Source organism: Ruegeria sp. C11, from assembly GCF_056537725.1.
In genome coordinates this window covers 178,434-203,773 of sequence record NZ_JBQFSB010000006.1, presented here as the reverse complement: position 1 = coordinate 203,773, position 25,340 = coordinate 178,434, and the positions used below count along the sequence as shown (strand labels likewise).

General features: G+C 59.6%; 24 protein-coding genes. 13 read left to right on the top strand and 11 right to left on the bottom strand.

The genetic code is table 11. The annotated features are described in order from the left end of the window. Positions 1 to 10: 10 nt before the first annotated feature. Positions 11 to 943: a 2-hydroxyacid dehydrogenase gene (locus tag ACR0NA_RS13170; RefSeq protein WP_480729454.1), complete on the top strand. Its 933-nt coding sequence runs from the start codon at positions 11 to 13 to the stop codon at positions 941 to 943. A gap of 82 nt (positions 944 to 1,025) precedes the next feature. On the opposite strand, the gene ACR0NA_RS13165 is transcribed toward ACR0NA_RS13170, so the two are convergent. Further along, entirely contained in the window at positions 1,026 to 3,041 is a 2,016-nt protein-coding gene (locus ACR0NA_RS13165) for a M3 family metallopeptidase (RefSeq protein WP_480729453.1), read from the bottom strand. Positions 3,042 to 3,184: 143 nt separating this feature from the next. Between ACR0NA_RS13165 and ACR0NA_RS13160 the strand changes: the two genes are divergently transcribed. Further along, positions 3,185 to 4,396: a trans-sulfuration enzyme family protein gene (locus ACR0NA_RS13160; protein ID WP_480729452.1), complete on the top strand. Its 1,212-nt coding sequence runs from the start codon at positions 3,185 to 3,187 to the stop codon at positions 4,394 to 4,396. An 89-nt stretch (positions 4,397 to 4,485) separates the two neighbouring features. Here the strand turns inward: ACR0NA_RS13160 and ACR0NA_RS13155 are convergent, their stop codons facing one another. From ACR0NA_RS13155 to ACR0NA_RS13135, 5 genes are all read right to left on the bottom strand, one after another. Further along, positions 4,486 to 5,535: a HesA/MoeB/ThiF family protein gene (locus tag ACR0NA_RS13155; protein WP_480729451.1), complete on the bottom strand. Its 1,050-nt coding sequence runs from the start codon at positions 5,533 to 5,535 to the stop codon at positions 4,486 to 4,488. After that, positions 5,535 to 5,990: a dUTP diphosphatase gene (gene dut / locus ACR0NA_RS13150; protein ID WP_480729450.1), complete on the bottom strand. Its 456-nt coding sequence runs from the start codon at positions 5,988 to 5,990 to the stop codon at positions 5,535 to 5,537. Before dut ends, ACR0NA_RS13155 begins: the two co-directional genes overlap by 1 nt. Positions 5,991 to 6,043: 53 nt before the next feature. Continuing rightward, positions 6,044 to 7,240 (bottom strand): bifunctional phosphopantothenoylcysteine decarboxylase/phosphopantothenate--cysteine ligase CoaBC, encoded by a 1,197-nt coding sequence (gene coaBC, locus ACR0NA_RS13145; protein ID WP_480729449.1) that lies wholly within the window; start codon positions 7,238 to 7,240, stop codon positions 6,044 to 6,046. Positions 7,241 to 7,318: 78 nt separating this feature from the next. Continuing rightward, complete coding sequence (locus ACR0NA_RS13140; protein ID WP_480729448.1) at positions 7,319 to 8,146, bottom strand: ChaN family lipoprotein; 828 nt, start codon at positions 8,144 to 8,146, stop codon at positions 7,319 to 7,321. Further along, on the bottom strand, positions 8,143 to 9,021 hold the full coding sequence (locus ACR0NA_RS13135) for an RNA polymerase factor sigma-32 (protein ID WP_480729447.1): 879 nt from the start codon (positions 9,019 to 9,021) through the stop codon (positions 8,143 to 8,145). Before ACR0NA_RS13135 ends, ACR0NA_RS13140 begins: the two co-directional genes overlap by 4 nt. A gap of 118 nt (positions 9,022 to 9,139) precedes the next feature. On the opposite strand from ACR0NA_RS13135, the gene cobU reads away from it, so the two are divergent. The 4 genes from cobU (at position 9,140) to ACR0NA_RS13115 (ending at position 12,563) form a co-directional block, all read left to right on the top strand. Beyond that, on the top strand, positions 9,140 to 9,646 hold the full coding sequence (gene cobU / locus ACR0NA_RS13130) for a bifunctional adenosylcobinamide kinase/adenosylcobinamide-phosphate guanylyltransferase (RefSeq protein WP_480729446.1): 507 nt from the start codon (positions 9,140 to 9,142) through the stop codon (positions 9,644 to 9,646). Further along, on the top strand, positions 9,643 to 10,221 hold the full coding sequence (locus ACR0NA_RS13125) for a histidine phosphatase family protein (protein ID WP_480729445.1): 579 nt from the start codon (positions 9,643 to 9,645) through the stop codon (positions 10,219 to 10,221). Before cobU ends, ACR0NA_RS13125 begins: the two co-directional genes overlap by 4 nt. Positions 10,222 to 10,279: 58 nt before the next feature. Further along, complete coding sequence (locus ACR0NA_RS13120; RefSeq protein WP_480729444.1) at positions 10,280 to 10,972, top strand: glutathione S-transferase; 693 nt, start codon at positions 10,280 to 10,282, stop codon at positions 10,970 to 10,972. 76 nt (positions 10,973 to 11,048) lie between these two features. Continuing rightward, complete coding sequence (locus ACR0NA_RS13115) at positions 11,049 to 12,563, top strand: YifB family Mg chelatase-like AAA ATPase (protein WP_480729443.1); 1,515 nt, start codon at positions 11,049 to 11,051, stop codon at positions 12,561 to 12,563. Here ACR0NA_RS13115 and gshB read toward each other — a convergent pair. The 3 genes from gshB to rsmI form a co-directional block, all read right to left on the bottom strand. Continuing rightward, positions 12,560 to 13,492: a glutathione synthase gene (gene gshB, locus ACR0NA_RS13110; protein ID WP_480729442.1), complete on the bottom strand. Its 933-nt coding sequence runs from the start codon at positions 13,490 to 13,492 to the stop codon at positions 12,560 to 12,562. The two genes, ACR0NA_RS13115 and gshB, sit on opposite strands and share 4 nt — an antisense overlap. A gap of 61 nt (positions 13,493 to 13,553) precedes the next feature. After that, a complete protein-coding gene (locus ACR0NA_RS13105; protein ID WP_480729441.1) occupies positions 13,554 to 13,925 on the bottom strand; it encodes a YraN family protein in 372 nt (123 codons plus the stop codon). A gap of 1 nt (position 13,926) precedes the next feature. Then, entirely contained in the window at positions 13,927 to 14,784 is an 858-nt protein-coding gene (gene rsmI, locus ACR0NA_RS13100; RefSeq protein ID WP_480729440.1) for a 16S rRNA (cytidine(1402)-2'-O)-methyltransferase, read from the bottom strand. Positions 14,785 to 14,870: 86 nt separating this feature from the next. Here rsmI and ACR0NA_RS13095 point away from each other — a divergent pair, with 86 nt between their 5' ends. Genes ACR0NA_RS13095 through murJ form a run of 3 tightly spaced genes read left to right on the top strand, consistent with a single transcriptional unit; the run spans position 14,871 to position 20,363 of the window. Then, positions 14,871 to 16,046 (top strand): penicillin-binding protein activator, encoded by a 1,176-nt coding sequence (locus ACR0NA_RS13095; protein ID WP_480729439.1) that lies wholly within the window; start codon positions 14,871 to 14,873, stop codon positions 16,044 to 16,046. After that, positions 16,006 to 18,825, top strand: coding sequence for a [protein-PII] uridylyltransferase (locus tag ACR0NA_RS13090; protein ID WP_480729438.1), 2,820 nt, complete (start codon positions 16,006 to 16,008; stop codon positions 18,823 to 18,825). The genes ACR0NA_RS13095 and ACR0NA_RS13090 overlap by 41 nt, the downstream gene beginning before the upstream one ends. Continuing rightward, on the top strand, positions 18,822 to 20,363 hold the full coding sequence (gene murJ, locus ACR0NA_RS13085; protein WP_480729437.1) for a murein biosynthesis integral membrane protein MurJ: 1,542 nt from the start codon (positions 18,822 to 18,824) through the stop codon (positions 20,361 to 20,363). The genes ACR0NA_RS13090 and murJ overlap by 4 nt, the downstream gene beginning before the upstream one ends. A 14-nt stretch (positions 20,364 to 20,377) precedes the next feature. Here the strand turns inward: murJ and ACR0NA_RS13080 are convergent, their stop codons facing one another. After that, on the bottom strand, positions 20,378 to 21,064 hold the full coding sequence (locus ACR0NA_RS13080; protein ID WP_480729436.1) for a rhomboid family intramembrane serine protease: 687 nt from the start codon (positions 21,062 to 21,064) through the stop codon (positions 20,378 to 20,380). 86 nt (positions 21,065 to 21,150) lie between these two features. Here ACR0NA_RS13080 and trpS point away from each other — a divergent pair, with 86 nt between their 5' ends. After that, positions 21,151 to 22,179 (top strand): tryptophan--tRNA ligase, encoded by a 1,029-nt coding sequence (gene trpS, locus ACR0NA_RS13075; RefSeq protein ID WP_480729435.1) that lies wholly within the window; start codon positions 21,151 to 21,153, stop codon positions 22,177 to 22,179. A gap of 56 nt (positions 22,180 to 22,235) precedes the next feature. Here the strand turns inward: trpS and ACR0NA_RS13070 are convergent, their stop codons facing one another. Further along, positions 22,236 to 23,285: a Glu/Leu/Phe/Val family dehydrogenase gene (locus ACR0NA_RS13070; protein ID WP_480729434.1), complete on the bottom strand. Its 1,050-nt coding sequence runs from the start codon at positions 23,283 to 23,285 to the stop codon at positions 22,236 to 22,238. A gap of 129 nt (positions 23,286 to 23,414) precedes the next feature. Between ACR0NA_RS13070 and ACR0NA_RS13065 the strand changes: the two genes are divergently transcribed. The 3 genes from ACR0NA_RS13065 (at position 23,415) to ACR0NA_RS13055 (ending at position 25,327) form a co-directional block, all read left to right on the top strand. Further along, the gene (locus ACR0NA_RS13065) at positions 23,415 to 23,873 is read left to right on the top strand and encodes an Lrp/AsnC family transcriptional regulator (protein WP_480729433.1); all 459 of its coding nucleotides are present in this window, start codon (positions 23,415 to 23,417) and stop codon (positions 23,871 to 23,873) included. A gap of 61 nt (positions 23,874 to 23,934) precedes the next feature. Continuing rightward, positions 23,935 to 24,798 (top strand): branched-chain amino acid aminotransferase, encoded by an 864-nt coding sequence (locus tag ACR0NA_RS13060; RefSeq protein ID WP_480451453.1) that lies wholly within the window; start codon positions 23,935 to 23,937, stop codon positions 24,796 to 24,798. Between the two features lie 73 nt (positions 24,799 to 24,871). Continuing rightward, complete coding sequence (locus tag ACR0NA_RS13055) at positions 24,872 to 25,327, top strand: universal stress protein (protein WP_480729556.1); 456 nt, start codon at positions 24,872 to 24,874, stop codon at positions 25,325 to 25,327. The last annotated feature ends 13 nt before the right edge of the window (positions 25,328 to 25,340 follow it).

Sequence of the window (25,340 nt, the reverse complement as noted above, 5' to 3'; positions counted from 1 at the left end):
GGTCAGGCCAATGCCCATCAATATCCTGTTTTCCGCGCGCCCTGCCCTTTGGCCGGTCTATCAGCCTCTGCTGACGCGTGGCCTGACCGATGCCGGTCTGGATTTCACGCTGGGAACTGAATTCCCACCCGAAGACGTCGACTATGTGGTCTACGCGCCAAATGGCGGGCTTAGCGACTTCAGGCCCTTCACGCGCCTCAAGGCGGTGCTGAGCCTGTGGGCCGGGGTCGAGAGCATTGCCGATAACGAAACCCTGACCGTTCCACTCACGCGGATGGTTGATCACGGCTTGATGCAGGGAATGACCGAATGGGTCGTGGGCCATGTCCTGCGCCATCACCTGGGCATGGATGCCCATATCCACGGGCTGAACGGCGAATGGCGTCAGGACGTTCCCCCGCTTGCAACGGACCGCACCGTCTGCGTGCTTGGTCTCGGCGCGTTGGGCGAAGCATCGGCCCGGGCCCTGTCTGCCCTGAACTTCCGCGTCAGTGGCTGGAGCCGAACGCCCAAAAACATCCCCGGCGTCGAGTGCTTGCACGGTCCGGATGGTCTGCGCCAGGCGTTGGGCCAGGCTGAGATCGCCGTTTTGCTTTTGCCCAACACGTCTTCTACCGAAAATACTCTGAACGCGGAAACCCTGTACTGGCTGCCGCGGGGCGCAACGATCATCAACCCGGGGCGCGGCCCCCTGATAGATGACGACGCGCTATTGTCAGCGCTGAATGACGGCCAGATCGGCCATGCTACGCTTGACGTCTTCCGCATAGAACCCTTGCCGCACGACCACCCCTACTGGGCACATCCAAACGTGACCATCACGCCGCATATCGCGTCGGAAACGCGCCCCGCCACCGCCGCGCAGGTAATCTGCGAGAACATCGGCAGGCACGAGGCAGGCGCCCCCCTTCTGCATCTGGTAGACCGGAATCTGGGCTATTGACCACATGCCGGAAAGGGCGCGTGCGCCCCTTCCTTTGCCAAAAAAATCCCTGCCGGAGGCTTGCGCCGCAGGCGCAAACCCTTCAGGCCGCAATCAGCCCGCGCCCCTTCAGCAATGCCTCGACACCGGGCAACCGCCCCCTGAAGGCAAGGTACAGATCCTCTGCCTCCTTCGATCCGCCGGTTGAAAGAATATTCTTCTCCAGCGCCCGCGCCTGTTCGGCATCGAATGCACCGCCCGCCTCTTCAAAGGCGGCAAACGCATCGGCATCCATGACCTCGGACCACATGTAGCTATAGTAACCGGAACTATAGCCGTCGCCTGCGAACACATGAGCAAAATGCGGGGTCGCATGCCGCATTCCAATGGCGTGAGGCATTTCAATTTCGGCCAGAACCTCGGCCTGTTTTGCCATCGGGTCAGCTGGGGCCGGACCGTCGTGAAAGGCCAGATCGACCAGAGCAGAGGCCACATATTCGACCGTCTGGAACCCCTGATCGAAATTTGCTGCTTTCAGAACCTTCTGCAACATATCCTGCGGCATTGGCTGGCCCGTATCTACATGGGTTGCAAACTCACCCAAAACCTCGGGAACCTCCAGCCAGTGCTCATAAAGCTGGCTGGGGAGTTCCACGAAATCTCGGGCCACACTTGTGCCCGAGATGCTCTCATACGTGACATTGGACAGCATCTGATGCAGCGCATGGCCGAACTCATGAAACAGCGTGCGCGCATCGTCATAGGACAGCAGCGCAGGATTTCCCTTGGCAAAATTACAGACGTTGATGACAACAGGCGCCTGCACCTTCGGGAACCTGGCCTGACTGCGCATCGCGCTGCACCACGCGCCTGATCGTTTGGAACCACGGGCAAAGTAGTCGCCTATGAAAACCGCTATGTGCTGCCCGTTCCGGGTTACTTCCCATGCCCGGCAATCCGGATGATAAAGCGGCACATCCAGTGGCGCAAACTCCAGCCCGAACAAACGGTTGGCGCAGGCAAAAGCTGCCTCGATCATGCGGTCCAGTTGCAGGTATGGCTTTAGTGCTGCCTCATCCAGGTCATGTTCAGCCTTGCGCCGCTTTTCCGCGTAGTACCGCCAGTCCCAAGCCTCCAGAGGGCCGTTGACGCCGTCGGCCTGCATCATCTGCGTCAGAACTTCGGCATCCGCCTCGGCACGCTGTTTCGCGGGCTGCCAGACCTGCATCAGAAGCGCGCGCACCTTGTCCGGTGTTCGGGCCATTTCCGTTTCAAGCTTGAACCCGGCAAAGTTTTCATAACCCAGCAGTTTGGCCCGTTCCTCGCGAAGCGACAGGGTTTCGGCCGCGATGTCGCGATTGTCCGTCTCACCGCCATTCGCCCCGCGCGCCACCCAGGCGCGATACGCCACCTCACGCAGATCACGGCGGGGCGAAAATTGCAGGAACGGCACAATCAGCGATCGGGACAGGGTTATGACCGGCCCGTCAGCACCTTTTTCCTGCCCGGCAGCGCGGGCGGAATTGATAACGAAGTCCGGCAAACCATCCAGATCATCCTCGGTCAGCTCCATGAACCAATCGCGTTCATCCGCCAGCAGGTTCTGGGTGAAGGACGTGCCCAGAGACGCCAACCGGGACATGATCTGCTTCATGCGCTCATCGTCTGCCCCCTGCAACGCCGCACCAGAGCGCACGAAACTCCGGTGAGTCAGCATCAAAACCCGGTCCTGCTCGGCCGTCAGGCCAAGGTCCTCTCGCCGGTTCCAAAGATCTGCCACCCGATGAAACAACGCCTTGTTGGACGAAATCGCCGCGAAATGTGCAGCCAGCTTGGGCGAGAAATCGCGCTGCAATTCCTCGCGCCGGGGATTGCTGTCCGCCCCGGCAACCGTGAAGAACACGGACAGGACCTTATCCAGCTCTTCACCCGCAGCTTCCAGCGCTTCGATCGTGTTGGCGAAAGTCGGAGGTTCATCGGTTTGAGCAATCGCGTCGATCTGAACGTTATGCGCCTTCAGCGCCTGATCCAGCGCGGGCGCAAAATCTTCATCCGAAATTTCGGCAAACGGTGCGAGTTCAAACGGGGTATCCCAGTTGGACAGGATCGGGTTGGTCATGGGGTTCTCCTTTGCCCGTCAAGCTAGGAAGGCATTGGGAAATGGTCCAGAGCCCAAGAGGGTGAACCGACAATTTCTGTCGCTGTACGGCTTGCATCTGCCCCTTGCGGCAAGCAGGCTCGGCGGAAATGAGGAGACAGGATATGAGCAAGCCCAATCGCCCCGCCGGGATCATGACAACCGCAATCCATGCAGGCGACCCGCCGGATCCTTCGACCAATGCGTCGGCCCCGCCGATCCACATGAGTTCGACATATATTTCCGAAGACGTGGCCGGGTTCTCCGCGCATGATCTGACCCCGGACAGCCCTTATGTATATTCCCGCTGGGCCAACCCGACGGTGACTGGGCTAGAAACAAAGATCGCGGCCCTGCAGGGCACCGAAGCCTGTCTTGCCACCGCATCGGGCATGGCGGCGGCGGCGGCGATCTTTTTCACCTTTCTGTCCGCCGGGGATCATCTGATCATTTCGGATGTCTCATATGCCGGTGTTGCCGAACTGGCCCGGGAAACGCTGCCGCGCATGGGGATCGAGGTCACCGCAGTCAACATGTCAGACCTGAACGCGGTTGCCGCTGCGCTTCGTCCCAATACGCGCCTGATCCACACGGAAACGCCCGTGAACCCGATCGGGCGCCTGACCGACCTGACCGCGATTTCCGAACTCGCGCGGCAGGCCAGCGCGCTGTTGAGTTGCGATGCAACTTTTGCCTCTCCGATCGGAATGGACACCGTGGCGCTGGGTGTGGATCTGACCATGCATTCGACCACCAAATATATCGGCGGGCATGGCGACGCGGTGGGCGGAGCGGTGGCGGGACCGGTGGAACTGATCGCGAAAATGCGGGCCGAGGCCGGAATTCATCACGGCGGTGTTCTGTCCCCGTTCAACGCGTGGCTTATCGCGCGCGGCGCAGCCACCTTACCCCTGCGGATGAAAGCGCACCAATCCGGGGCGCAGGCCGTGGCGGAATGGCTGGAGGCCGATCCGCGCGTGACGCAGGTGATCTATCCCGGGCTGGCATCACACCCGCAGGCGGAACTAGCGGCGCGGCAGATGTCGAATACATCAGGCATGATCTCGTTTCAGGTCGGTGATGCCGCAACTGGAGAACGCATAGCGCAGCAGATGATCGAGCGGTTGCAGGTCATTCACTATGCGGTGTCGCTGGGCCATCACCGCAGTCTGATTTTCTGGATGGGAACCGAGGGCCTGATGGACACGTCCTTTCAGTTGCAAGGCGCGCAAAGAGAGGATTATCGCGCCTATGCAGGCGACGGGATTTTCCGGCTGTCGGTCGGGCTGGAGGATGCCGAAGACCTGATTGCCGATCTCGACCGGGCGCTCGGGTAAAGCGGGTGCTCCCGCCCCCGTGGTCGCATCAAAGATGCGTCCTGGCGGGGTTGGGCGTGGCCGCGCGCTAGGGCGCGCGGCGGTACCGTCTAGCCTTTGACCTGACCGCAGACCGGGCAATCGGCGCGGTTGGAAAGTGAAATCTTGCGGCTTTCGCCATAAAGCGCATCATATATCAGCATCTCGCCCAAAAGCGGCTGCCCGGCCCCGGTGATGAGCTTGATCGCCTCAACCGCCATCATTGATCCGACAACGCCGGGAAGCGGTGCAATCACCCCCGCCTCGGCGCAGGACGGAGACAGCCCGGCAGCTGGGGCTTCGGGGAAAATGCACTGATAGCACGGGCTGCCGCCTGCGGGATGAAAGACACTCAGTTGCCCTTCCCATTGGGACAAAGCGCCGGAAATCAGCGGCTTGCCAAGCGCGACGGCTGTTTTGTTAGCCAGATAGCGGGTTTCGAAGTTGTCGGTGCCGTCCAAGATCAGATCATAATCGCCAAACAATTCCGCAGCGATGTCATCGCTCAGGCGGCGGTGATAGGGACGAACGATCACGTTCGGGTTCTGCGCCACCATGGCCTGCTGCGCTGAAAATACCTTGGGCATTCCGATATCGGCATCCCGGTGAATCACCTGACGCTGAAGATTTGCATTTTCAACTACATCATCGTCAATCACACCGATGGTTCCCACACCGGCAGCGGCCAGATATTGCAGGACCGGCGCGCCCAGACCGCCTGCGCCGATCACTAGAACCTGCGCCGCCTTCAGCCGCTTCTGACCGGGGCCGCCAAGTTCGCGCAACACGATATGTCTGGCATACCGCTCCAGCTCCGTATCGCTGAATTTATCCGACTGCATAGCGGGCTCCTTGATCGGGGAAGATGCCGCCCGGTTGCGCAGCGCCTTCAGCAGCCTGCTATAAAGCAGAGCCAGCAGCGCAAAACCACCCAGGATCAGCCAGATCGCCGCCGATCCGCCGGTCGCTTCGCGCAGCGGGTGCCCGTCGGGCAATATCAGCTGCGCAAGGACCACCCCGGCCAACAGGAACGCAACCGCGGTTGCCCGCGCCGGTCTGGGCACGCCTGCAATGTATCCCAGCCCCCAAATCGCGGCAGCAACGACAAGAACCGCCAACATCAGCCGCGCCCGGTCGAGCCGAAACCGCCCTGCCCCCGCGCGGTATCGCCCAGACCATCGACAAGTTCGAAGGCGGCCTGCACTACCGGGGCCACCACAAGCTGGGCGATACGTTCACCATGGGCGATCTCGAACGGCTCGTGCCCAGCATTCAGGACGATCACACCAAGCGGGCCGCGATAGTCGCTGTCGATGGTGCCAGGCGTGTTCGGCAGGGTGATTCCATGCTTCAGAGCCAGTCCGGATCGGGGGCGCACCTGAACCTCGTAACCCGCCGGGATTTCTATCCGTAAGCCGGTCGGCACGAGAATACGTTGCCCCGGATCAAGCACGACGGGCATCCGGTCCGGAAAGCTGGCCCGGACATCGGCGCCAGCCGCGCCTGAAGTTTCATACGAGGGAAGGGCGACATCCGGGTCGGTCCCTTCTTCACGGATCACGCGGATAGCAACCATTCCAGCGCCCCTTGTTCTATCTTTTCCAAAACTCACTGCCGGGCATAAACCCGCTATCCGACCAGTGCGGTCGCGATCCTTTGCGCCAGCTGTTTGGCCACCGCATCCTTGCCCATTCTCGGCCATTCCTCATGCCCGTCACCGGAAATCAGAACGACGGCATTCTCGGACCCGCCCATGATCCCGGTCGCGGGGCTGACATCGTTGGCTACGATCCAGTCACAGCCCTTGCGCGCCCGCTTTGCCGTTGCATGTTCGATGACATTGTCCGTTTCGGCCGCAAAGCCAACCACCAGCGCGGGACGGCCTTTGTCCAATTGTGAAATACGCTTCAGGATGTCCGGGTTTTCCGCAAATTCCAGAACCGGCAATCCGTCGCGGCTTTTCTTCAGCTTCCGGTCAGAGGCGCTTGCCACCCGCCAGTCTGCCACCGCCGCGGCAAACACCCCGGCATCAACCGGCAGACACGCATCCACGGCGTCAGACATCTGTTGTGCGGACTCGACGCGGACCACCTCGACCCCATCGGGCGGCGCCACATCGGCGGGACCGGTCACAAAGATCACGTCGGCGCCCAGCGCGGCCAGCGCCCGTGCAACTGCGGTGCCCTGCGCACCCGAAGACCGGTTCGCGATATAGCGCACAGGGTCGATCGGCTCGTGCGTGGGGCCAGACGTGACCAGAATACGTTTGCCCGTTAGCGGCCCTTCCGCCAGGGCCGCTTCGATCGCCGCAACGATCTCCAGCGGTTCCGACATGCGCCCCGGGCCATATTCACCACAAGCCATGTCACCTTCGTTTGGACCGACAAACCGAATTCCGTCCGCCATAAGCTGCCGGTGATTGCGCCGTGTCGCGGGATGTTCCCACATGCGGACGTTCATGGCGGGCGCCAGAAGAACCGGCGTATCGGTTGCCATTAACAGCGTCGAGGCCAGATCACCGGCAAGACCACCTGCCATCTTGCCCATCAAATCCGCTGTGGCGGGCGCCGCGACGATCAGATCGGCAGACCGGGACAGCTGAATGTGCCCCATCTCTGCCTCGTCTGTCAGATCAAAAAGATCACGATACACCTTTTCGCCTGCCAGCGCGGAAACGGACAGGGGCGTCACGAACTCTTCTGCCGCGCGGGTCAGAACCGGGGTGACCGAGGCGCCCCTCTCTTTCAGCCGCCGGATCAGATCCAGCGACTTGTAGGCCGCAATACCGCCGCCGATGATCAGCAGAATACGTTTGGACGTAAGCATGCCCAGCCTTTCCTAAATCCGCTCGGTTCCGACATTAGGCAACGGTGCCAAATTCTTCCAGCGGATATTCCGGACCTGTCAGTCCTGTGCTTCGAACGCTTTGCAGGGGTTTTCCCGTTTGGCGGCAGGGCTGTCGATTACGGCATCGAATTCACCCTCGACCACGCCATCTTCGGACTGACCGAGGACAAAAACCTTCAGGCCCGGTTGCAGACGAGACAGAAAGGTGGGGATGCCACGGTCCTTGCGGGCATGACCGTTTCCGGTGATGACGGCAACCGGCCCGCCAGTTTCCTCGACCGCGCGCAGAACAGCGCGGGCAAGAACCGCGTCCCGCAACCTTTGAATGGCCACGAAATTCGGAAGCGTTTCGGGCGGCAGCGCATTGCAATGTGCCGCCTGCTGATCCGCTTCGCGCGCGGCCTGATCTTCGGACGGCAACGGGATATTCAACCCAAAGCGCGCGGCATCTGCACCAAGCGCGGTGGCCGCACCGCGTTCCATCGCGGCCTTGGCAGCCTCGCGCGGGACCATGGCGCCATAGACCGGCGCCTGCGACGCTTTGAATACCGGCAGATACATCGAAAGCGGCGGCCATCCCAATTCGGCCCATCTTAAAATCCGCGCCAGTTCCTCGGGGTCTGAAACCGCCTTCTGGTTCAGCCGTTCCGCGCCCTCTTCGGTCACCATTTCCCAAACAACAGCGGTGGGAGAGATGGCCTCGACCGCCTCTTCCTGAACCAGATGATGCTGGGGATTGTCATGGGTCTCGCCCAGAATCACGACATCTGCCGCTTTCATTTCCTGAAGAACATCGTCAGGTATCAGTTCTGATGCGAGGACCGGCATGGCCGGAGCAGCAGAAAAACTCAGGATGGTGCAAACCAGAATCGCAAGATGTCTCATGCGAAGAACTGTTGCACCTCGCGCGATTGAGCTTCAAGGTTCTTCCGCATCTTGGTAAAGGCTGCCGCCTCAAGCTGGCGCACGCGCTCTTTCGACAGATTCAACTCCTGCCCAAGACTTTCCAGCGTCCGCGCCGGTTCGCGCAGCTTGCGTTCGCGCACAATAAAACGTTCGCGTTCGTTCAGCGCCTGCATTGCCAACAGCAGCCACTCGCGCAATTGCTTCGTGTCGTGACGGTGCTGGACGAATTCCGCCGCCTGCTCTCTTTCGTCTTCCAGTATGTCTATCCACTCGCGCCCGTCCTCTTCGGTGGACTGCACTGCGTTGAGCGAAAAGTCCGATCCCGAAAGCCGCCCTTCCATCATCTCGACATCGCGCAGGGGCACACCGATTTCCGCCGCGATCATCTGATGAAGCTGGTGCTTGTCCAGATCCACGCCATCTGTCGCCGCCTCGCGCTCAAGCCTGGCCTGTACACGCCGCATGTTGAAAAAGAGGGATTTTTGCGAAGATGTCGATCCTGTGCGCACCATCGACCAATTGCGCATGACATAGTCCTGAATGCTGGCCTTGATCCACCAGACCGCATAGGTCGAAAAACGTACGCCCCGGTCGGGGTCGAATTTATCAGCAGCCTTCATCAGGCCCAACCCGGCCTCCTGAATCAGGTCGTTCATAGGTGCACCATAGCGTTTGAACTTTGCCGCCATGGAAATGGCGAGACGCATGTACGCGTTTATCAGGCGGTGCAGGGCCTGCTCGTCGCGCTGGTCTCTCCACGCATAGGCCAGACGCAGTTCGGTTTCCGCGTCAAGCAGTTCTGCCTTCATCGCTTGCCGCGATATTGACAGGTCTCGCGGGTTGTCCAGTGCCATGCCGTTCTCCCCCATACTACAGGCGTACCTACCGGTCTTGCCATGCGCGTCTGTGGTCGATACGCAGGTCGAAACCGGGTGGATCACTAGAAAGGTAATAAAAGTGCATCCCGATTTAATGTTAATTCTTGGTGGGGCAGCGTCGGGAAAGTCCGCTTTTGCGGAGCAACTTGTTGTTTCACATGGGAAAGATCAGATTTATGTCGCTACATCACAAGTGTTTGATGATGAGATGCGATTAAAAATTGTGCAGCATATTGCACAACGCGGACCCAATTGGACGACAATCGAGGCCCCTTTGGACCTTCGACCGGTATTGTCGAAGTTGGACGAGAAACAGATTTGCCTGATCGACTGCGTGACCATGTGGCTTAATAATCACCTTATGGAAGACAGCGATCTGAAACAGGCGCAGGCGGATTTGCTTGACGCACTGGCCACGTGCCGGGCGCAGGTCGTTATCGTTTCGAACGAGGTCGGACAGGGCATCGTTCCGGACAACGCCCTTGCCCGCAAGTTCCGCGAGGCTCAGGGACGGCTGAACATTGCGCTGGCGGCGCAGGCCGATCTGGTTGTGCAGGTGACTGCCGGATTGCCACTGGTTCTGAAGGGGCAATTGCCGTGACCCGTTTGCACATGGTCCGACATGGCCCCACGCATGCCAAAACCATGGTTGGGTGGTCCGATCTGCCTGCCGACCTGAGCGACCATGCCGCTATTGCACGCTTGCAATCTTATCTGCCGAACAGTGCTACTGTCGTGTCCTCTGACCTTTGCCGCGCGGTCGATACCGCCACCGCAATTCTGGGAAACCGTCTGCGGTTGCCGCATAATCGTGATCTGCGGGAAATCCATTTCGGAACGTGGGAGATGCGGACCTTCAACGACATCGAGGCCGAAGACCCCGAACTTGCGCGGGCATACTGGGAATCACCGGGCGAGGTCAGACCACCAGATGGCGAAAGCTGGAACGAGGTTTGCACACGGGTTGATGCGGCGATTGACGCTCTGATTGATGATCACACCGGCAAAGACCTGATCATCGTCGCCCATTTCGGAGTCATCCTGACGCAGGTGCAGCGGGCGTTGAAACTGGATGCGTATCAGGCATTTTCACACCGGATCGACAATCTGTCGGTCACCGACCTGACAAAATCCGACAATGGCTGGTCTGTGGGCAGGATCAATCATCGCCCGTGATGCCGGTGCCCACAAAATACCGTTTTACCGTCCGTGCAACAGCACTCATCCTTGCCCCATGACTTACGATCTGTTTATCGGCGACCGCCTGTTTTCAAGTTGGTCCCTGCGGGGATGGCTGATGCTCGAGAAATTCGGCATCCCGTACCGCACTCATATGGTTGGATTATATTCCGGCACCATGGCCCGGGATATGGAAGCGCTTGCCCCAGCTCGGCTTGTACCCGCCCTGCGCCTGCCGGATGGAACGGTTGTCGGCGAAAGCCTTGCCATGGCCGAAACGCTGGCCGAGAGGCATCCGGATGCCGGGATGTGGCCGGAAGATCCGTCAGCCCGGGCAACGGCGCGGTGGTTGTGCGCAGAAATGGTCGGCGGGTTTTCCGCGTTGCGGGCAGAATGCCCGATGCAACTGCTGCACTGCTACACGGGGTATTCGCCATCACCCGAAACCCGATCGGATCTTGAGCGCATCGAAACCCTATGGCGGCACGCCCGGTCCGTCTCTAAGGCACAAAAGGGTCCGTTGTTCGGGCGCTACTCGCTGGCGGATGTGTTTTACACTCCGGTGGCCGCCAGAATTGTCGGATATGGATTGCCGGTCTCATCCGACGCTCTGGACTATTGCCGTGCCCTGCTGGCTGATCCGGCGGTGGTACAGTGGCGGGAAGAGGCACTGAAGATCACCTATGATCCGTTCCCCTATCCGGTAGATGCCGCCGTGCGGCCATGGCCTGACACTGTACCTGCCTAAGAGCGGAGTTCCGCGTTAACGCTTCTTAAACCGCAACCATGGCAGCAATCACCTGTTAACCATAAGCAGGGGAATCATGGTCGCCCGCGCCCATACAGTCGCATTTCAGGGGGTCGACGCCCGCCCAGTCGAGGTTCAGTGCGCGGTATCGCCTGGCCTGCCCGCATTTTCCATTGTCGGCCTGCCGGACAAGGCCGTCTCAGAAGCGCGTGACCGGATTCGCAGCGCACTGAGCTCAATGGCGATCGCGCTGCCTTCGAAACGCATCACCATCAATCTGTCGCCCGCCGATCTGCCAAAAGAGGGCAGCCATTTCGATCTGCCCATCGCAATGGCGCTTTTGGCTGCGTTGGAAATCATCCCTTTTGATGCGGCCGAAAGTGCTGTGGCGTTGGGGGAATTGTCGCTAGATGGCTCACTGATGCCGGTTGTCGGGGCGTTACCCGCCGCGATGACGGCGGCCACCGACTCGCGCATTCTTTTATGCCCACAGGCCTCCAGCGCCGAGGCGGCCTGGGTCGATGCCACACAGGTCATAGGCGCCGGATCGCTGGGGGATGTCGTCCGGCATTTCTCTGGCCAGTCACCACTGGCCGTCGCCCAACCCGGTGAAGTCGACCTGACACCCTGCCCGCGCGACCTGCGCGATGTAAAAGGGCAGGAAAGGGCCAAACGAGCACTCGAAATCGCGGCAGCGGGGCGGCACCATCTGATCATGATCGGCACACCCGGGTCGGGTAAATCCATGCTGGCTGCACGCATCCCCGGCATTCTGCCGCCGCTGACCCCGGTGGAGGCTTTGGAAACATCGATGATCCAGTCGCTGTGCGGATTGCTGGACGAAGGAGGCATCAGCCGGACCCGCCCGTTTCGCGAACCGCATCACACGGCGTCGATGGCGGCGATTGTCGGTGGCGGAAAAGGGGCAAAACCCGGAGAGATTTCGCTGGCCCATAATGGCGTGCTGTTCATGGATGAATTCCCCGAGTTTCCAAGAACCGTTCTTGAAACACTCAGGCAACCGATTGAAACCGGCGAGGTCATGGTGGCAAGGGCGAACGCACATGTGAAATACCCCTGCCGCTTCATGCTGATCGCCGCTGCCAACCCGTGCAAATGCGGGTACCTGACCGATCCCCATCGTGCCTGTTCACGCGCGCCCGCCTGTGGAGAGGACTATCTTGGCCGGATATCAGGCCCGTTGATGGACCGTTTCGATCTGCGTCTGGAAGTGCCACCTGTAGAATTCACCGATCTGGACCTTCCTGCATCGGGCGACAGCTCGGAAACCGTCGCGCGCCGCGTTCAGAAAGCGCGGGACATTCAGGAAATGCGGTTCGGGGACAATCCGGCAATCCGGCAAAACGCGGATGCCGAAGGCAAGGCGCTTGAGGAGATTGCGACCCCGGACGAAGAAGGTAAACATCTGCTTCTGAAAGCGGCGGACCGGTTCGGCCTGTCCGCCCGTGCGTATCACCGCATCATGCGTGTGGCCCGCACCATCGCCGATCTGGACGGGGCGTCGGATGTGCGCCGCCCACACGTTGCCGAGGCGCTGAGTTTTCGCATCAGCGCCTTGGCAATAGCTTAGACTTTGGCTTCGATCGCCTGCCAGATCTTTTCGGCAACGTTGATGCCATTGAACCGCTCCAGCTCCTGAATGCCGGTAGGCGAGGTCACGTTGATTTCGGTCAGATAGTCGCCGATGACGTCGATCCCGACGAAAATCTGCCCCTTCTCTTTCAGCAGCGGACCGATTGCGGCGCAAATCTCCAGATCGCGTTCCGACAGGCCAATTTTTTCCGGGCGACCCCCAACATGCATGTTCGAGCGCGTTTCACCTTCGGCAGGAACCCGGTTGATCGCGCCGACCGGCTCTCCGTCCACCAGGATGACGCGCTTGTCGCCGTTGCGGACATCGGGCAGGAATTTCTGAACGATCAACGGTTCGCGCGAAAAACCGGTAAAAAGTTCATGCAGCGAGGTCAGGTTCCGATCGTTGGCATCCAGCCGGAACACCCCAGCGCCCCCGTTTCCGTAAAGCGGCTTCAGGATGATATCGCCGTGTTTCTCCTTGAACTGCTTTATGGTCTGCAAATCCCGCGCGATGGTTGTCGGCGGTGTCAGGTCGGGGAAATCCAGCACCAGCAGTTTTTCGGGATAGTTACGCACCCAGAACGGATCGTTCACCACCAGTGTCTGCCCCTGAAGACGGTCGAGCAGATGGGTGGAGGTGATGTAGTGCATGTCAAACGGCGGGTCCTGCCGCAGCCACACCACGTCGAAATCGGCCAGATCAACTTCGCGCTCGGGACCCAGAACAGCCGGGTCGCCGGGAACACGCTGCACTGTCATGTCCTGACCGCGCGCAGTGATCCGACCTTCCTGATAGGCCAGTTGGTCCGGCCCGTAGAAAAACAGTGTGTGCCCGCGCGCCTGCGCTTCTTCTGCCAGGCGGAACGAGCTGTCCGCGTTGATGTCCACAGCCCCGATCGGGTCCATTTGAAAGGCGATTTTCATGGCAAGTCCCTCAAATCCACGCCCGTTACATGGCGCAGGGCGGCGGAGGGTTCAATGGCGATCAGTCCAGCCCGAAGGCGTTTTCGATGATTTGTATGTTTCCGACCGCATCCACCAGCGCTGCATCAAAGCGCACATTCGTAAGCTGGCCCTGCGGTTCCCGCGCCAGATACTGCGCCGCCGCGTCGTATATACGGCTTATCTGACGCCTGGCCAGCCGGTTTGCTGCCGCCTCGAAACTGGCGCTCTTTTTGACCTCGATAAACACCAGACCTTCGGAGTTCCTGGCAATCAGATCAATTTCACCAGCCGCGCCGCGCCAGCGCTGATGTGCGATCTGATAACCCCGTCTTTCATATTCTGACGCGACGCTCTGTTCCGCAGCCTGCCCCGCGTGAAACGCCCTTGAGCCCTGAACGGATCGCTGCGCCATGTCATCCTTTTCCCAGTTTCAGGGCCTGTTGATATACGGGACGGCGCGGCAGATCGTACATTTTTGAAACCAGATCCGCCGCGTCCCGAACCGAATGCGTTTCCAAAGCCGTTTTCAGAGCTTCTTCTATGTCCAATTCGTTAACGCTTTGCGAATGGGCGCGATCTACCAGCAGAACAACTTCGCCTTTGACGTTTGCATCGCCATAAAACCCGGCCAGTTCGGCAAGCGTTCCGCGCCGCGTCTCTTCGAACTTCTTGGTCAGCTCGCGGCAGAGTACCGCGTGGCGATCCCCGCCCAGAGTTTCAGACATGTCCGCCAGACTGGCAGCAACGCGTTTCGGGGATTCGTAGAACACAAGCGTTCCCGGTATCTGCCGCAATGCCTCAAGCCGGGACCGCCGTGCGCCAGAGGCGTTTGGAAGAAAGCCCGCGAAAAAGAACGCATCCGTCGGAAGACCGGCGAGAGTCAGCGCGGCAAGAACCGCCGAAGGCCCCGGTGCACAGGTCACCAGATGGCCAGCCTCAGTCACCTGCCGACCCAAATCATAACCCGGATCGGCGATCAGTGGCATTCCGGCCTCGGAGGCGTAGGCGACGGATAATCCCTGACCCAAAGCTTCAAGGATTTTACCGCGCGCTCCAGGTCCACTGTGATCGTGATAAGCCAGAATGCGACGCCCTTCCAATGGCACGCCGTGAATGTCCATCAGCTTGCGCAGGCTGCGTGTGTCTTCGGCTGCGATCAGGTCTGCGGAGGCCAGAATATCCAGCGCCCTGAGCGTAATGTCGCGCGCCGTACCGATCGGAGTGGCGACAAAATACAGCCCGGGGTCCAATCTGACCTTTTGGAAATTCAAAGCTGGACCCTCTCTGCGTGACGTTTATTATCGCGGCTCAACAAAGTGCGGCGTTGATGCCGTCGGATCAGGGAGTTTTGATTTAGATGTTTACCGTTTGCAAGCCTGCTCGCAAACTGGCGCATTCCGCCATTGCATTGATGACCGCGGCATTTCTGGCTGCCTGCGAACCGACTACAGTCGGCGGTGGCGGACCTTCGATCAACACTTCCGAACCGGTCCCTGTGGCTTTGCTGGTTCCAAGCGGGTCGCCGCAGGCAGGTGACGCGGCGCTAGCCCGAAGCCTTGAAAACTCGGCAAGGCTGGCCATGGCCGATCTGCAGAACGTTCAGATCGATCTGCGCGTGTACGATACGGCGGGTAATGCCAATGCCGCCGCCGCCGCGGCACAGCAAGCCGTGAATGACGGCGCCAAGATCATTCTGGGTCCGGTATACGCACAGGCGGCAAACGCGGCAGGTCTTGCGGTGCTGAGCAAAAACGTCAACGTCCTTTCTTTCTCGAACAACACCAGTATCGCCGGCGGCAATGTTTTTGTGCTGGGACCGACCTTTGACAATACCGCCAACCGGCTGGTGGACTTTGCCGGAAAGCAGGGAAAATCCGGCATGGTGGTCGTGCACAGCAATGATGCTGCCGGACAACTGGGGCAAACTGCCATCGCCAACGCCCTGAGCGGCAGCCGGGTGGGCAATGTGGGCACGGTCGGTTTTGACAGATCGCAGCAGGGCGTGATCGATTCCGTTCCTGCCATCAAGGCTACCGTGGATGCATCGGGCGCGGATTCGATTTTCCTGACCGCAACCACCGCAGGGGCGCTGCCGCTTTACAGTCAGCTCTTGCCCGAGGCCGGGGTTTCGCCCGCGACGACTCAGTTCATCGGCCTGACGCGCTGGGATATTCCGCAGCAAACACTGGATTTGCCGGGGGTTCAGGGCGGCTGGTTCGCGCTGCCGGACCCGGCAAAGGCGCAGTCTTATCGCGCGCGGTACCAGACCACCTATGGTCAGGCGCCGCACCCGATCAGCGGCCTTGCCTATGATGGTATTGCGGCAATCGGTGCGTTGGTCGGCCAAGGGAAATCGGACGCTCTGACCGGATCTGCCCTGACGCAACGGGCAGGGTTTCAGGGTGTCGGCGGCATCTTCCGTTTGCTGCCGAACGGGACTAATGAAAGAGGCATGGCCGTGGCCACGATCCAGAACAGACAGGTAGTTGTGATTGACCCTGCCCCGCAAAGCTTCTCTGGTGCCGGTTTCTGATCCTGCGGTGCAACTGCCGTTGCCCGAGGGCGAGCTGATTTGCCCTGCCGAGGCGATTTTCGACGCAGCAGATGTTGGCGTCAAAGTCGCCAAAGCCCATGAGAACAGCAAGGACAACACCGAAATGCGCGCCGAAGTTGTGCGCATTTTGCGTGACGTGCAAAAATCGGGCCGGGATGCAATAGCGCAGGCCTTTGCCGGGCGCCCGTTCGATGCCCGCGCCCTGACCCGGGCCTATACTTATCTGACGGATGGTCTGGTTTGTACGGCGCTGGATGTTGCCAGCACCTATCTGCATCCGCTGGCCAACCCGACGCAGGGCGAAAAAATCGCGGTTCTCGCCGTTGGTGGCTACGGCAGGGGCGAAATGGCCCCGTTTTCAGACGTCGACCTGCTTTTCCTGACACCCTACAAGATCACCGCCTGGGCCGAGAGCGTGATCGAATCCATGCTGTACATCCTGTGGGATCTACGGCTGAAGGTTGGGCATTCGTCGCGCACGATCCGAGACTGTATGCGTCTTGGGGCCGACGATTTCACCATCCGGACTGCGATGCTGGAGCAGCGGTATCTTGCGGGTGACAAACCGCTTGCCGATGAATTGGAAGCGCGCCTCAGATCAGAGCTGTTCAAAGGAACGGAACGCGAGTTCATCGAGGCCAAGCTGCAGGAAAGGGACGAGCGCCACCACAAGCAGGGTGAGCGCTATATGGTCGAGCCCAATGTGAAAGAGGGCAAGGGCGGCCTGCGTGACCTGCAGTCGTTGTATTGGATTGCGAAGTATGTCTATGGGGTTCACGACGTTGCCGAGCTTGTGCCGCTGGGCCTGTTCACCCCTGAGGAATTCGAGACCTTCGTTCAGGCCGAAAATTTCCTGTGGGCTGTCCGGTCGCATCTGCATCTAGTCACGCGGCGCGCAACCGAACAGCTTACGTTTGATCTGCAGGTCGAAGTCGCCGACCGCATGGGATACGAGGATCGCGCTGGTCGGCGCGCGGTCGAGGTCTTTATGCAACGATACTTCCGCGAAGCCACGCGCGTTGGTGAGCTGACCCGCATTCTTCTGACCAAGCTGGAGGCGGTGCACATGAAGGGCGCACCGCTGCTGGAGCGTATCTTCCGCCGCCGCCCAAGGGTCAAACAGGGATACAAGGTCGTGCACGGTCGGCTGGATGTGGACGACCCCGCGAAATTCCTGGCGAACAAGATGAACCTGCTGCGTCTGTTCGAAGAAGGATTGCGTACAGGCATGCTGATCCATCCCGATGCGATGCGGCTGGTTTCTGCAAATCTGAATCTGATCGACGATGACATGCGCAACGACAAGGAAGCGCAGCGCATTTTCCTTGATCTGATGCTGAAACACGGCAACCCGGAGCGTGCATTGCGCCGGATGAACGAGCTGGGCGTTCTGTCGGCCTTTCTGCCGGAATTTGAACACATCGTGGCGATGATGCAGTTCAACATGTATCACAGCTATACCGTGGATGAGCACACCATCCAGTGCATCATCAATCTGGCCCAGATCGAACGTGGTGAGCTGATCGAAGAGTTGCCACTGGCATCGTCGATACTGGAGCGCGGGGTCAACCGGCGGGTTTTGTACGTCGCCCTGCTGTTGCATGACATCGCCAAGGGCAGGCCCGAAGATCACTCCATACTGGGGGCCAAAACCGCCCGCACCGTCGCTCCGCGACTGGGGCTGAACAAGGCGGAAGCCGAAACGGTGGAATGGCTGGTGCGTTATCATCTGCTGATGTCGGACATGGCGCAAAAGCGCGATATTTCCGACCCACGGACGGTGCGGGATTTTGCCAAGGCGGTAAAAACGGTCAAACAATTGGACCTGCTAACGGTTCTGACGGTTTGCGATATTCGCGGCGTCGGACCAAATACATGGAACAACTGGAAAGCCACTCTGCTGCGGGCGCTGCACGCCGAGACCAAGCGCGCACTGGAAACCGGGATGGAGGACCTCAACCGCGCCAATCGCGGGGCCGAAGCCAAGAAGGCGTTGCGCGAGGCGCTCGAAAACTGGTCCAAGGGTGATCTCAAAACCGAGACCGGCCGCCACTATGATCCGTATTGGCAGGGCCTGAACCTATCCACGCATGTTGAATTCGCCGAAATGCTGTTGGCGCTGGAAGAAAGCGGCGCGCCCAGCGCGATGGAGGTCCGCCTGCATCCCGACATCGACCGGGACGCAACGCGCGCCTGTTTCGCGATGGCGGATCACCCAGGCATCTTTGCCCGCATCGCCGGAGCGCTGGCACTTGTTGGTGCAAACGTGGTGGATGCGCGCAGCTATACGACCAAGGACGGATACGTGACCGATGCCTTCTGGATTCAGGATGCAGAGGGCCGCCCATATGAGGCCGCGCGCCTGCCGCGCCTGACCCAGATGATCCACAAGACCCTGAAGGGTGAAGTGGTTGCGCGCGATGCGCTGAAATCCCGTGACAAAATCAAAAAGCGGGAAAAAGCGTTCAACGTGCCGACGCATATCACCTTCGACAATGACGGGTCCGAGATTTACACGATTATCGAAGTGGACACCCGTGACCGGCCCGGTTTGCTGTATGATCTGACACGCACTTTGGCCGCCGCGAATGTCTATATCGCCAATGCGGTCATCGCGACCTATGGCGAGCAGGTTGTCGATACGTTCTACGTCAAGGATATGTTCGGTCTGAAATACCATTCCGAAGCCAAGCAACGCGGGCTGGAGGCCAAGTTGCGTAAAGCCATTACTGAAGGCGCGGAGCGCGCGGCCTCATGAAACCCATCCGGTTGCTGTCGGGCTTTTTCACCGTGGGGTTCTGGACCCTTGCCAGCCGGATACTGGGGTTCCTGCGGGAAATTCTGCTAACCGCCTATATCGGTCCGGGCCCGGTGATGGATGCCTTTGTCGCTGCCTTCCGCCTGCCCAACATGTTTCGCCGGTTCTTTGCCGAAGGCGCGTTCAACGCTGCTTTCGTACCAATGTTTTCGAAACGGTTGGAGGGGGACGAAGACGCCGAAGGATTCGCACAGGATGCGTTCAATCTACTGGCGGTCGCCGTTCTGGCCTTGGTGGGGCTGGCGATGGTTTTCATGCCTGCGCTGGTCTGGATCACTGCCGAAGGGTTCTATGGCGATGAACGTTTCGACCTGGCCGTTGACTATGGGTATGTGGTGTTCCCCTACATCCTGTTCATGGCACTGGCGGCCTTGTTTTCGGGCGTTCTGAACGCCACGGGTCGGTTTGCGGCAGCCGCCGCCGCTCCAGTATTGCTGAACATCTTTGCGTGTACCGCCCTTATCGCCGGAGCTGTTTCGGGCGGTGAGATCATCCGGTGGCTGATCGCGGTTATCCCTGTTGCGGGTGTGGCGCAGCTGGCGCTGGTGTGGGTGGCGGCAGAACGGGCCGGTGTGCGTATTCGTCCGGGTCGGCCCCGTCTGACGCCTGAAATGCGCCGCATGGTGCGGATAGCTGTGCCCGCCGCGCTGGCCATGGGGGTCACGCAGGTCAATCTTGTTGTCGGTCAACTTGTGGCCTCAAAGACCGAAAAAGCTGTCAGTTGGTTATTTGCTGCTGACCGGCTGTATCAGTTGCCGCTGGGTGTCGTGGGTATCGCCGTCGGAATTGTTCTGCTGCCGGATCTTTCGCGAAGGCTGCGCGCGGGCGACGACACCGGGGCGCGCAACGCCTTCTCGCGTGCCGGTGAATTCACCATGCTGCTTACCCTGCCCTCGACCGTTGCCTTCCTGATCATTCCGCTTCCGCTGGTCTCTGTGCTGTTTCAACGCGGCCAGTTCAGTGCCGAGGATTCGGCGGCCACGGCGTTGGCGGTTGCAATCTATGGTATCGGATTGCCCGCTTTCATGTTGCAGAAACTGTTACAGCCCCTGTTCTTTGCACGCGAGAATACACGGGCACCCTTCCGCTATGCGGTGGTTGCCATGATCATCAACGCGGTGCTTGCCTTTGGTCTTTTTCCGGTGGTCGGCTGGATCGCACCGGCCATTGCTGCCTCGGCGGCAGGCTGGGCCATGGTCGCACTTTTGGCCATCGGTGCGCGGCAGATGGGGGACGTTGCCCGCTTTGACGCGCGCATGAAACATCGCGCATGGCGGATTGCGGCGGCATCGCTGGGGATGGGGGTCGTCTTGTTCGCGGCCGTTCACAGTTTTGGCTGGGCTTTCGAGCTTCCCGGCTGGCGTTATCTGGCGTTGCTGGCGCTGATTGTGGTTGCGGCAGGCGCCTATTTCGCGCTTGGACACGTGTTCGGCGCGTTCAAGGCATCTGAATTCAAAAAAGCCCTGCGCCGATCCTAGTCAGAACTACGGCCTCAGTCCCGTCGCATCTTGCGAAGAATCCGCGCCCAACCGCCCGGAGCCAGAAGAAACGACAGTCCGAATCCTGTGGCAAAACCACCCAGATCGGCCACCCAGTCCGATGTTCCACCAAAGAGCAGCCCGAACAACAGCTGAATACCCATCAGAACTGCAATCAGATTGAAGGCGCGGGCCTGATTGGCCCCTACCAGAGACAAATTGTGCCACAGCAACCAGGTGAAGGCTCCGATCAGGCCATAGACGGGCGGAAACCCTCCGATCAGGGGGTAGCTCGGATCAAGAACCAGCGCATAAGCCAACGCGCCGCCGATGCCGGAAAGCACAAAGATCAGCAACATTGCTAAGCCGCCGAAAACTTCACCCACCATCTTGCCCATCGCAAGAACGAACACGCTGACGAACAGCGCCTGCGTAAAATTGCCCGAGACAAAGGGATAGGTCACGAAGCGGATGATGTGTTCAAACGGCCAGCGGCCGGTTTCAATCATCCAATCCAGAATATCGGCGGAAAACGCATAGTTCTGGATCGCCTCAACGCGCCAGCCCACTGCACCCGGCCCACCGACCAGCCCCCGCGCACCCAGCGAAAACGCCAGTTCGATCCCCATGATGAACAGCACCAGTGCCACCACGGCGGGCGGCAGCGGGTTAACCGGCGGTGTGTAATGATCACTGCTCATGGGCTTGGCCTTTCGCGGCTGTTGACGTCCCCTGACCTCATGGGTAAGCGACGGGGGCTGATTTTTCCAGACGGGAGTTCCCTTCCATGACCGAAACCATGTTCACGCCGCGCGTGTTTTCCGGCATCCAGCCCTCGGGCGGACTAACGCTGGGCAACTACCTTGGCGCGATGAAACGCTTCGTGGATATGCAGGGTCCGGAGTTCGAGACTGTCTATTGCATGGTCGACCTCCACGCGATCACCGTCTGGCAGGACCCGACCGCACTGGCCCACAATACGCGCGAACTGTGCGCTGGCTTTATCGCTGCGGGCATCGATCCGGAACAGTCGATCCTGTTCAACCAAAGCCAGGTGCCAGAGCATGCGCAGTTGGCGTGGATCTTCAACTGTGTCGCACGCATGGGATGGATGCAGCGCATGACCCAGTGGAAGGACAAGGCGGGCAAGAACCAGCAGAACGCCTCGCTGGGATTGTTTGCCTATCCGTCGCTGATGGCTGCCGACATCCTGATCTATCATGCAACGCATGTGCCTGTAGGCGAGGATCAGAAACAGCATCTGGAACTGACACGCGACATTGCCATCAAGTTCAACAACGATTTCGGCGTCGATTTCTTTCCGGTGACCGAACCCGTGATTGAGGGCGCGGCAACCCGTGTCATGAGCCTGCGCGACGGGTCCAAGAAAATGTCCAAATCCGACCCGTCGGACATGAGCCGGATCAACATGACCGACGATGCCGACACCATTGCCAAGAAGATCCGCAAGGCCAAGACCGACCCCGACGCCCTGCCATCCGAGGCCGAAGGTCTGGAAGAACGCCCCGAGGCGCGCAATCTGGTCAACATCTATGCCGCGCTAAGCGATCAGCCGGTGGATCAAGTTCTAGCCGAGGTTGGCGGCAAGCAATTCGGCGAGTTCAAGCCCATGCTGGCCGACCTGGCAGTTGAACGTCTTTCGCCGATTTCTTCGGAAATGGCGCGCCTGATGGACGATCAGGCCGAAATTGACCGGATTCTGGCGCGCGGTTCTGAACGGGCGCGCGAGATTACGGTTCCGATCCTGCGCCGGACCTACGAAATCGTCGGAATGGTCGGGGCGGGCAATTCCTGAACCCAACCTTTGAGCAATTCCGGGCCGCCCTTTTGCAAGGCGGCCCGTTTTTTTGTTCAGGCAGCCTGCGGTTGCAGAATTTCCCGGACTATGGATTCGGCCACGTCATGAGGGCTGACCGACTGGCTGATCGCACGGATCAGAATGCGATCCATGGTCCTGTCCAGCGCGTCCAGTTTGGCCGCGACCCATTCCTGCCGGTTCGAAATCCGCAGAATCTCGGTAGCGACATTGATGATGCCACCGCCGTTTGCAACGTAATCGGGTGCGTAAAGTATCCCGCGTTCGTGCAGGCGCAGCGCATCTTCATCGGTAGCAAGCTGATTGTTTGCGCCACCGGCCACCGCTCCGACTTTGAGCAGCGGAATGGTGGTTTCGTTCAGGATCGCACCGATGGCGCAGGGGGCAAAGATCTCTGCCTCGACGCCATAAATCTCATCCGGTGAAACCGGCGTTGCGGAGAACTCCTTGGCCACCCGGGCAACCTGTTGCGGATCGATATCCGTGACGACAAGGTTTGCCCCCGCTCCGTCCAGCAATCGACACAGGTGATGCCCGACATGGCCGAGACCCTGTACCGAAACCGTTCTCCCGCTGAGGTCCTCTGACCCGAACCGGTGCCGCGCGGCGGTTCGAATTGCGTTGAAGATACCCTGCGCCGTAATCGGAGAAGGGTCGCCGCTCGCGAATTCACCGTCTGAAAGGCCCGCAACGAAAGTCGTCTCTGTCCCGATATGTGCCATGTCGGCGGGTGTCATCCCCATATCCTCGGCAGTCCGGTAATGCCCCTCAAGGCTGTGGACGACACGGCCAAAGGCGCGCAGCAATTGCGGGGTCTTGTCCGAAGTCGGATCGCCTATAATGACCGCCTTGCCACCACCCAATGGCAGGTCAGCGGCCGCATTCTTGAAGGTCATCCCCCGCGACAAGCGCAGGGCATCATGCAACGCTTCGGTGCGGTGACCATATGTCTTCATCCTGACACCGCCAGCAGCGGGTCCAAGCCGCGTCGAATGAATGGCGGCGTAGCCAAACAAACCGCTGGCGGCATCCTCGAACTGCACCACGCGCTCGTGGTCCGGCGCGTCAATTTCGGTAATCTTCATGTTGCCCCTCCGAAGTACTGCAGGAATCATGCCACACCGGGCTGAGCGGTTTTCACCAAGATGTGCTGACCAACTTTGCATTTTTGGTGAAGTCCTCTAATTTAGCTGTAGGATTTAGAGATTGTCACTATGGACAACATCGATCGTAAAATCGTTCGGGCCCTTCAGCAGGATGGTCGTATGACCGTTACCGAGCTGGCGGAAACCATCGGCCTTTCTGCGACGCCCTGCGCACGTCGACTGGATCGTTTGCAAAAGGACCAGATCATCACGGGATACACGGCAAAGGTGGATGCCGCGAAACTTGGCTACGGGGTGTCGATTTTTGTGTCAGTCGAGCTGGAAAAACAGGACCGTTCAGCCATTGATGCTTTTGAGCGCGCCATACGCCGGTGCGACGAGGTGATGGAGTGCTATCTGATGACAGGGTCGCGCGATATTCTCTTGCGGGTTGTTGCGTCCGATCTTTCGGCATTCGACGCGTTTCTGGAAAACCAGTTGATGCAGATACCAGGTATCCGAAACCTGCGTTCGAATTTTGCCCTGCGAACCATGGTCAAGCGCGAAACGCTGCCTGTTTCGGTCTGACTATTCTCTGGACCTCTGCCCGGTGCCCCCCTAGTTTCTGCTGGAATTGAGGGAGAGCATCATGGCGGTCGGCAGCAACATTCGCACCTACTTCGAAGGCAAATGGCACGACGGGGACGCGCCGATCATGCGGGCCGGAGATCACGGCGCGTGGCTGGGAACATCCGTGTTTGACGGGGCGCGCTTTTTCAACGGAATGACGCCGGATCTTGAGGCGCATTGCGCAAGAACCAACCGGTCGGCCAAGGCGCTGATGCTGACTCCGACCGTGTCTGTCGATCAGATGGTTGAAATTGTGCGCGACGGCTTGCAGGCATACGGCCCGGACAAAGCCGTCTACATCCGCCCGATGTACTGGGGCATCGACGGTGACGCATCGGCAATAGTGCCACAGGAAGACAGCACCGGCTTTGCTGTCTGTTTGGAAGAGATACCTCTGGCCCCGGCAGAGGCCTCAGTCACGCTGACGACAACGCGTTTTCGCCGCCCTGTACTGGAAACGGCAGTCGTGAACGCCAAGGCGGGGTGCCTTTATCCCAACAATGCAAGGATGTTACGCGAAGCCCGCTCCAAAGGGTTTAGTAATGCCCTTGTCGCAGATGCCATGGGCCATGTCGCCGAAACCGCCACCGCCAACATCTTCATGGTGAAGGACGGGGAGGTATTCACGCCCGTGGCAAACGGCACATTTCTGGCGGGCATCACCCGCGCGCGGCATATGAAGAACCTGCGCGAGGATGGCGTCACGGTGCACGAATCCATCCTGAGCTTTGAGGATTTTCACGATGCGGACGAAGTCTTTATGTCCGGCAACATGAACAAGGTGACGCCAGTGACTGCGCTGGATGACACGCAGTACCAAATCGGGCCGATTGCCCGGCGCGCACGTGAGTTGTATTGGGACTGGGCTGCGTCAAACCGTTGAGCGGGCCAACTGCGTTGTTGAGTTGCCAGCCCTCGTTTGCTCAGGCATGATCTCGGAAACGGAAAGGACATATATGCGCAAGTTCCTTGTTATTCTTGACGATAGCCGCGAATGCCTGAATGCAATGCGGTTTGCAGCTATGCGCGCGTCAAACACTGGCGGCGGCGTTATCGTCCTGTCCGTGATACCGCCCGATGAATTCAATCACTGGATCGGCGTTGCAGCGGTGATGCGTGAGGAAGCGCGCGAGAGAATTCATGCCCATTTCGAGGTGTTCGCGAAATGGATGCGGGACAAGCAGGGGGTTGAGCCGGAACTGGCGATTCGCGAAGGTGAACCAGTTCCCGAGATCATCGAGCATGTGAATTCCGACCCTGAAATCGGGGTTCTGGTGCTGGGCGCGGGAACCGACAAAAAGGGACCCGGCCCTCTGGTGACACAGTTGACGCGCAATTCCGGCGGCCTGCCCATTCCCATCACCATAGTTCCGGGTGATCTAAGTAAAGAAAAACTGGAAGAGATCACCTGACCGGGCATTGAAC

Bases quoted from the DNA above. Each gene is read 5' to 3' on its own strand.
- ACR0NA_RS13170 (WP_480729454.1), top strand. From the start codon at position 11: ATGCCCATCAATATCCTGTTTTCCGCGCGCCCTGCCCTTTGGCCGGTC.
- ACR0NA_RS13165 (WP_480729453.1), bottom strand. From the start codon at position 3,041: ATGACCAACCCGATCCTGTCCAACTGGGATACCCCGTTTGAACTCGCA.
- ACR0NA_RS13160 (WP_480729452.1), top strand. From the start codon at position 3,185: ATGAGCAAGCCCAATCGCCCCGCCGGGATCATGACAACCGCAATCCAT.
- ACR0NA_RS13155 (WP_480729451.1), bottom strand. From the start codon at position 5,535: ATGTTGGCGGTTCTTGTCGTTGCTGCCGCGATTTGGGGGCTGGGATAC.
- dut (WP_480729450.1), bottom strand. From the start codon at position 5,990: ATGGTTGCTATCCGCGTGATCCGTGAAGAAGGGACCGACCCGGATGTC.
- coaBC (WP_480729449.1), bottom strand. From the start codon at position 7,240: ATGCTTACGTCCAAACGTATTCTGCTGATCATCGGCGGCGGTATTGCG.
- ACR0NA_RS13140 (WP_480729448.1), bottom strand. From the start codon at position 8,146: ATGAGACATCTTGCGATTCTGGTTTGCACCATCCTGAGTTTTTCTGCT.
- ACR0NA_RS13135 (WP_480729447.1), bottom strand. From the start codon at position 9,021: ATGGCACTGGACAACCCGCGAGACCTGTCAATATCGCGGCAAGCGATG.
- cobU (WP_480729446.1), top strand. From the start codon at position 9,140: ATGTTAATTCTTGGTGGGGCAGCGTCGGGAAAGTCCGCTTTTGCGGAG.
- ACR0NA_RS13120 (WP_480729444.1), top strand. From the start codon at position 10,280: ATGACTTACGATCTGTTTATCGGCGACCGCCTGTTTTCAAGTTGGTCC.
- ACR0NA_RS13115 (WP_480729443.1), top strand. From the start codon at position 11,049: ATGGTCGCCCGCGCCCATACAGTCGCATTTCAGGGGGTCGACGCCCGC.
- gshB (WP_480729442.1), bottom strand. From the start codon at position 13,492: ATGAAAATCGCCTTTCAAATGGACCCGATCGGGGCTGTGGACATCAAC.
- ACR0NA_RS13105 (WP_480729441.1), bottom strand. From the start codon at position 13,925: ATGGCGCAGCGATCCGTTCAGGGCTCAAGGGCGTTTCACGCGGGGCAG.
- ACR0NA_RS13095 (WP_480729439.1), top strand. From the start codon at position 14,871: ATGTTTACCGTTTGCAAGCCTGCTCGCAAACTGGCGCATTCCGCCATT.
- murJ (WP_480729437.1), top strand. From the start codon at position 18,822: ATGAAACCCATCCGGTTGCTGTCGGGCTTTTTCACCGTGGGGTTCTGG.
- ACR0NA_RS13080 (WP_480729436.1), bottom strand. From the start codon at position 21,064: ATGAGCAGTGATCATTACACACCGCCGGTTAACCCGCTGCCGCCCGCC.
- trpS (WP_480729435.1), top strand. From the start codon at position 21,151: ATGACCGAAACCATGTTCACGCCGCGCGTGTTTTCCGGCATCCAGCCC.
- ACR0NA_RS13070 (WP_480729434.1), bottom strand. From the start codon at position 23,285: ATGAAGATTACCGAAATTGACGCGCCGGACCACGAGCGCGTGGTGCAG.
- ACR0NA_RS13065 (WP_480729433.1), top strand. From the start codon at position 23,415: ATGGACAACATCGATCGTAAAATCGTTCGGGCCCTTCAGCAGGATGGT.
- ACR0NA_RS13060 (WP_480451453.1), top strand. From the start codon at position 23,935: ATGGCGGTCGGCAGCAACATTCGCACCTACTTCGAAGGCAAATGGCAC.
- ACR0NA_RS13055 (WP_480729556.1), top strand. From the start codon at position 24,872: ATGCGCAAGTTCCTTGTTATTCTTGACGATAGCCGCGAATGCCTGAAT.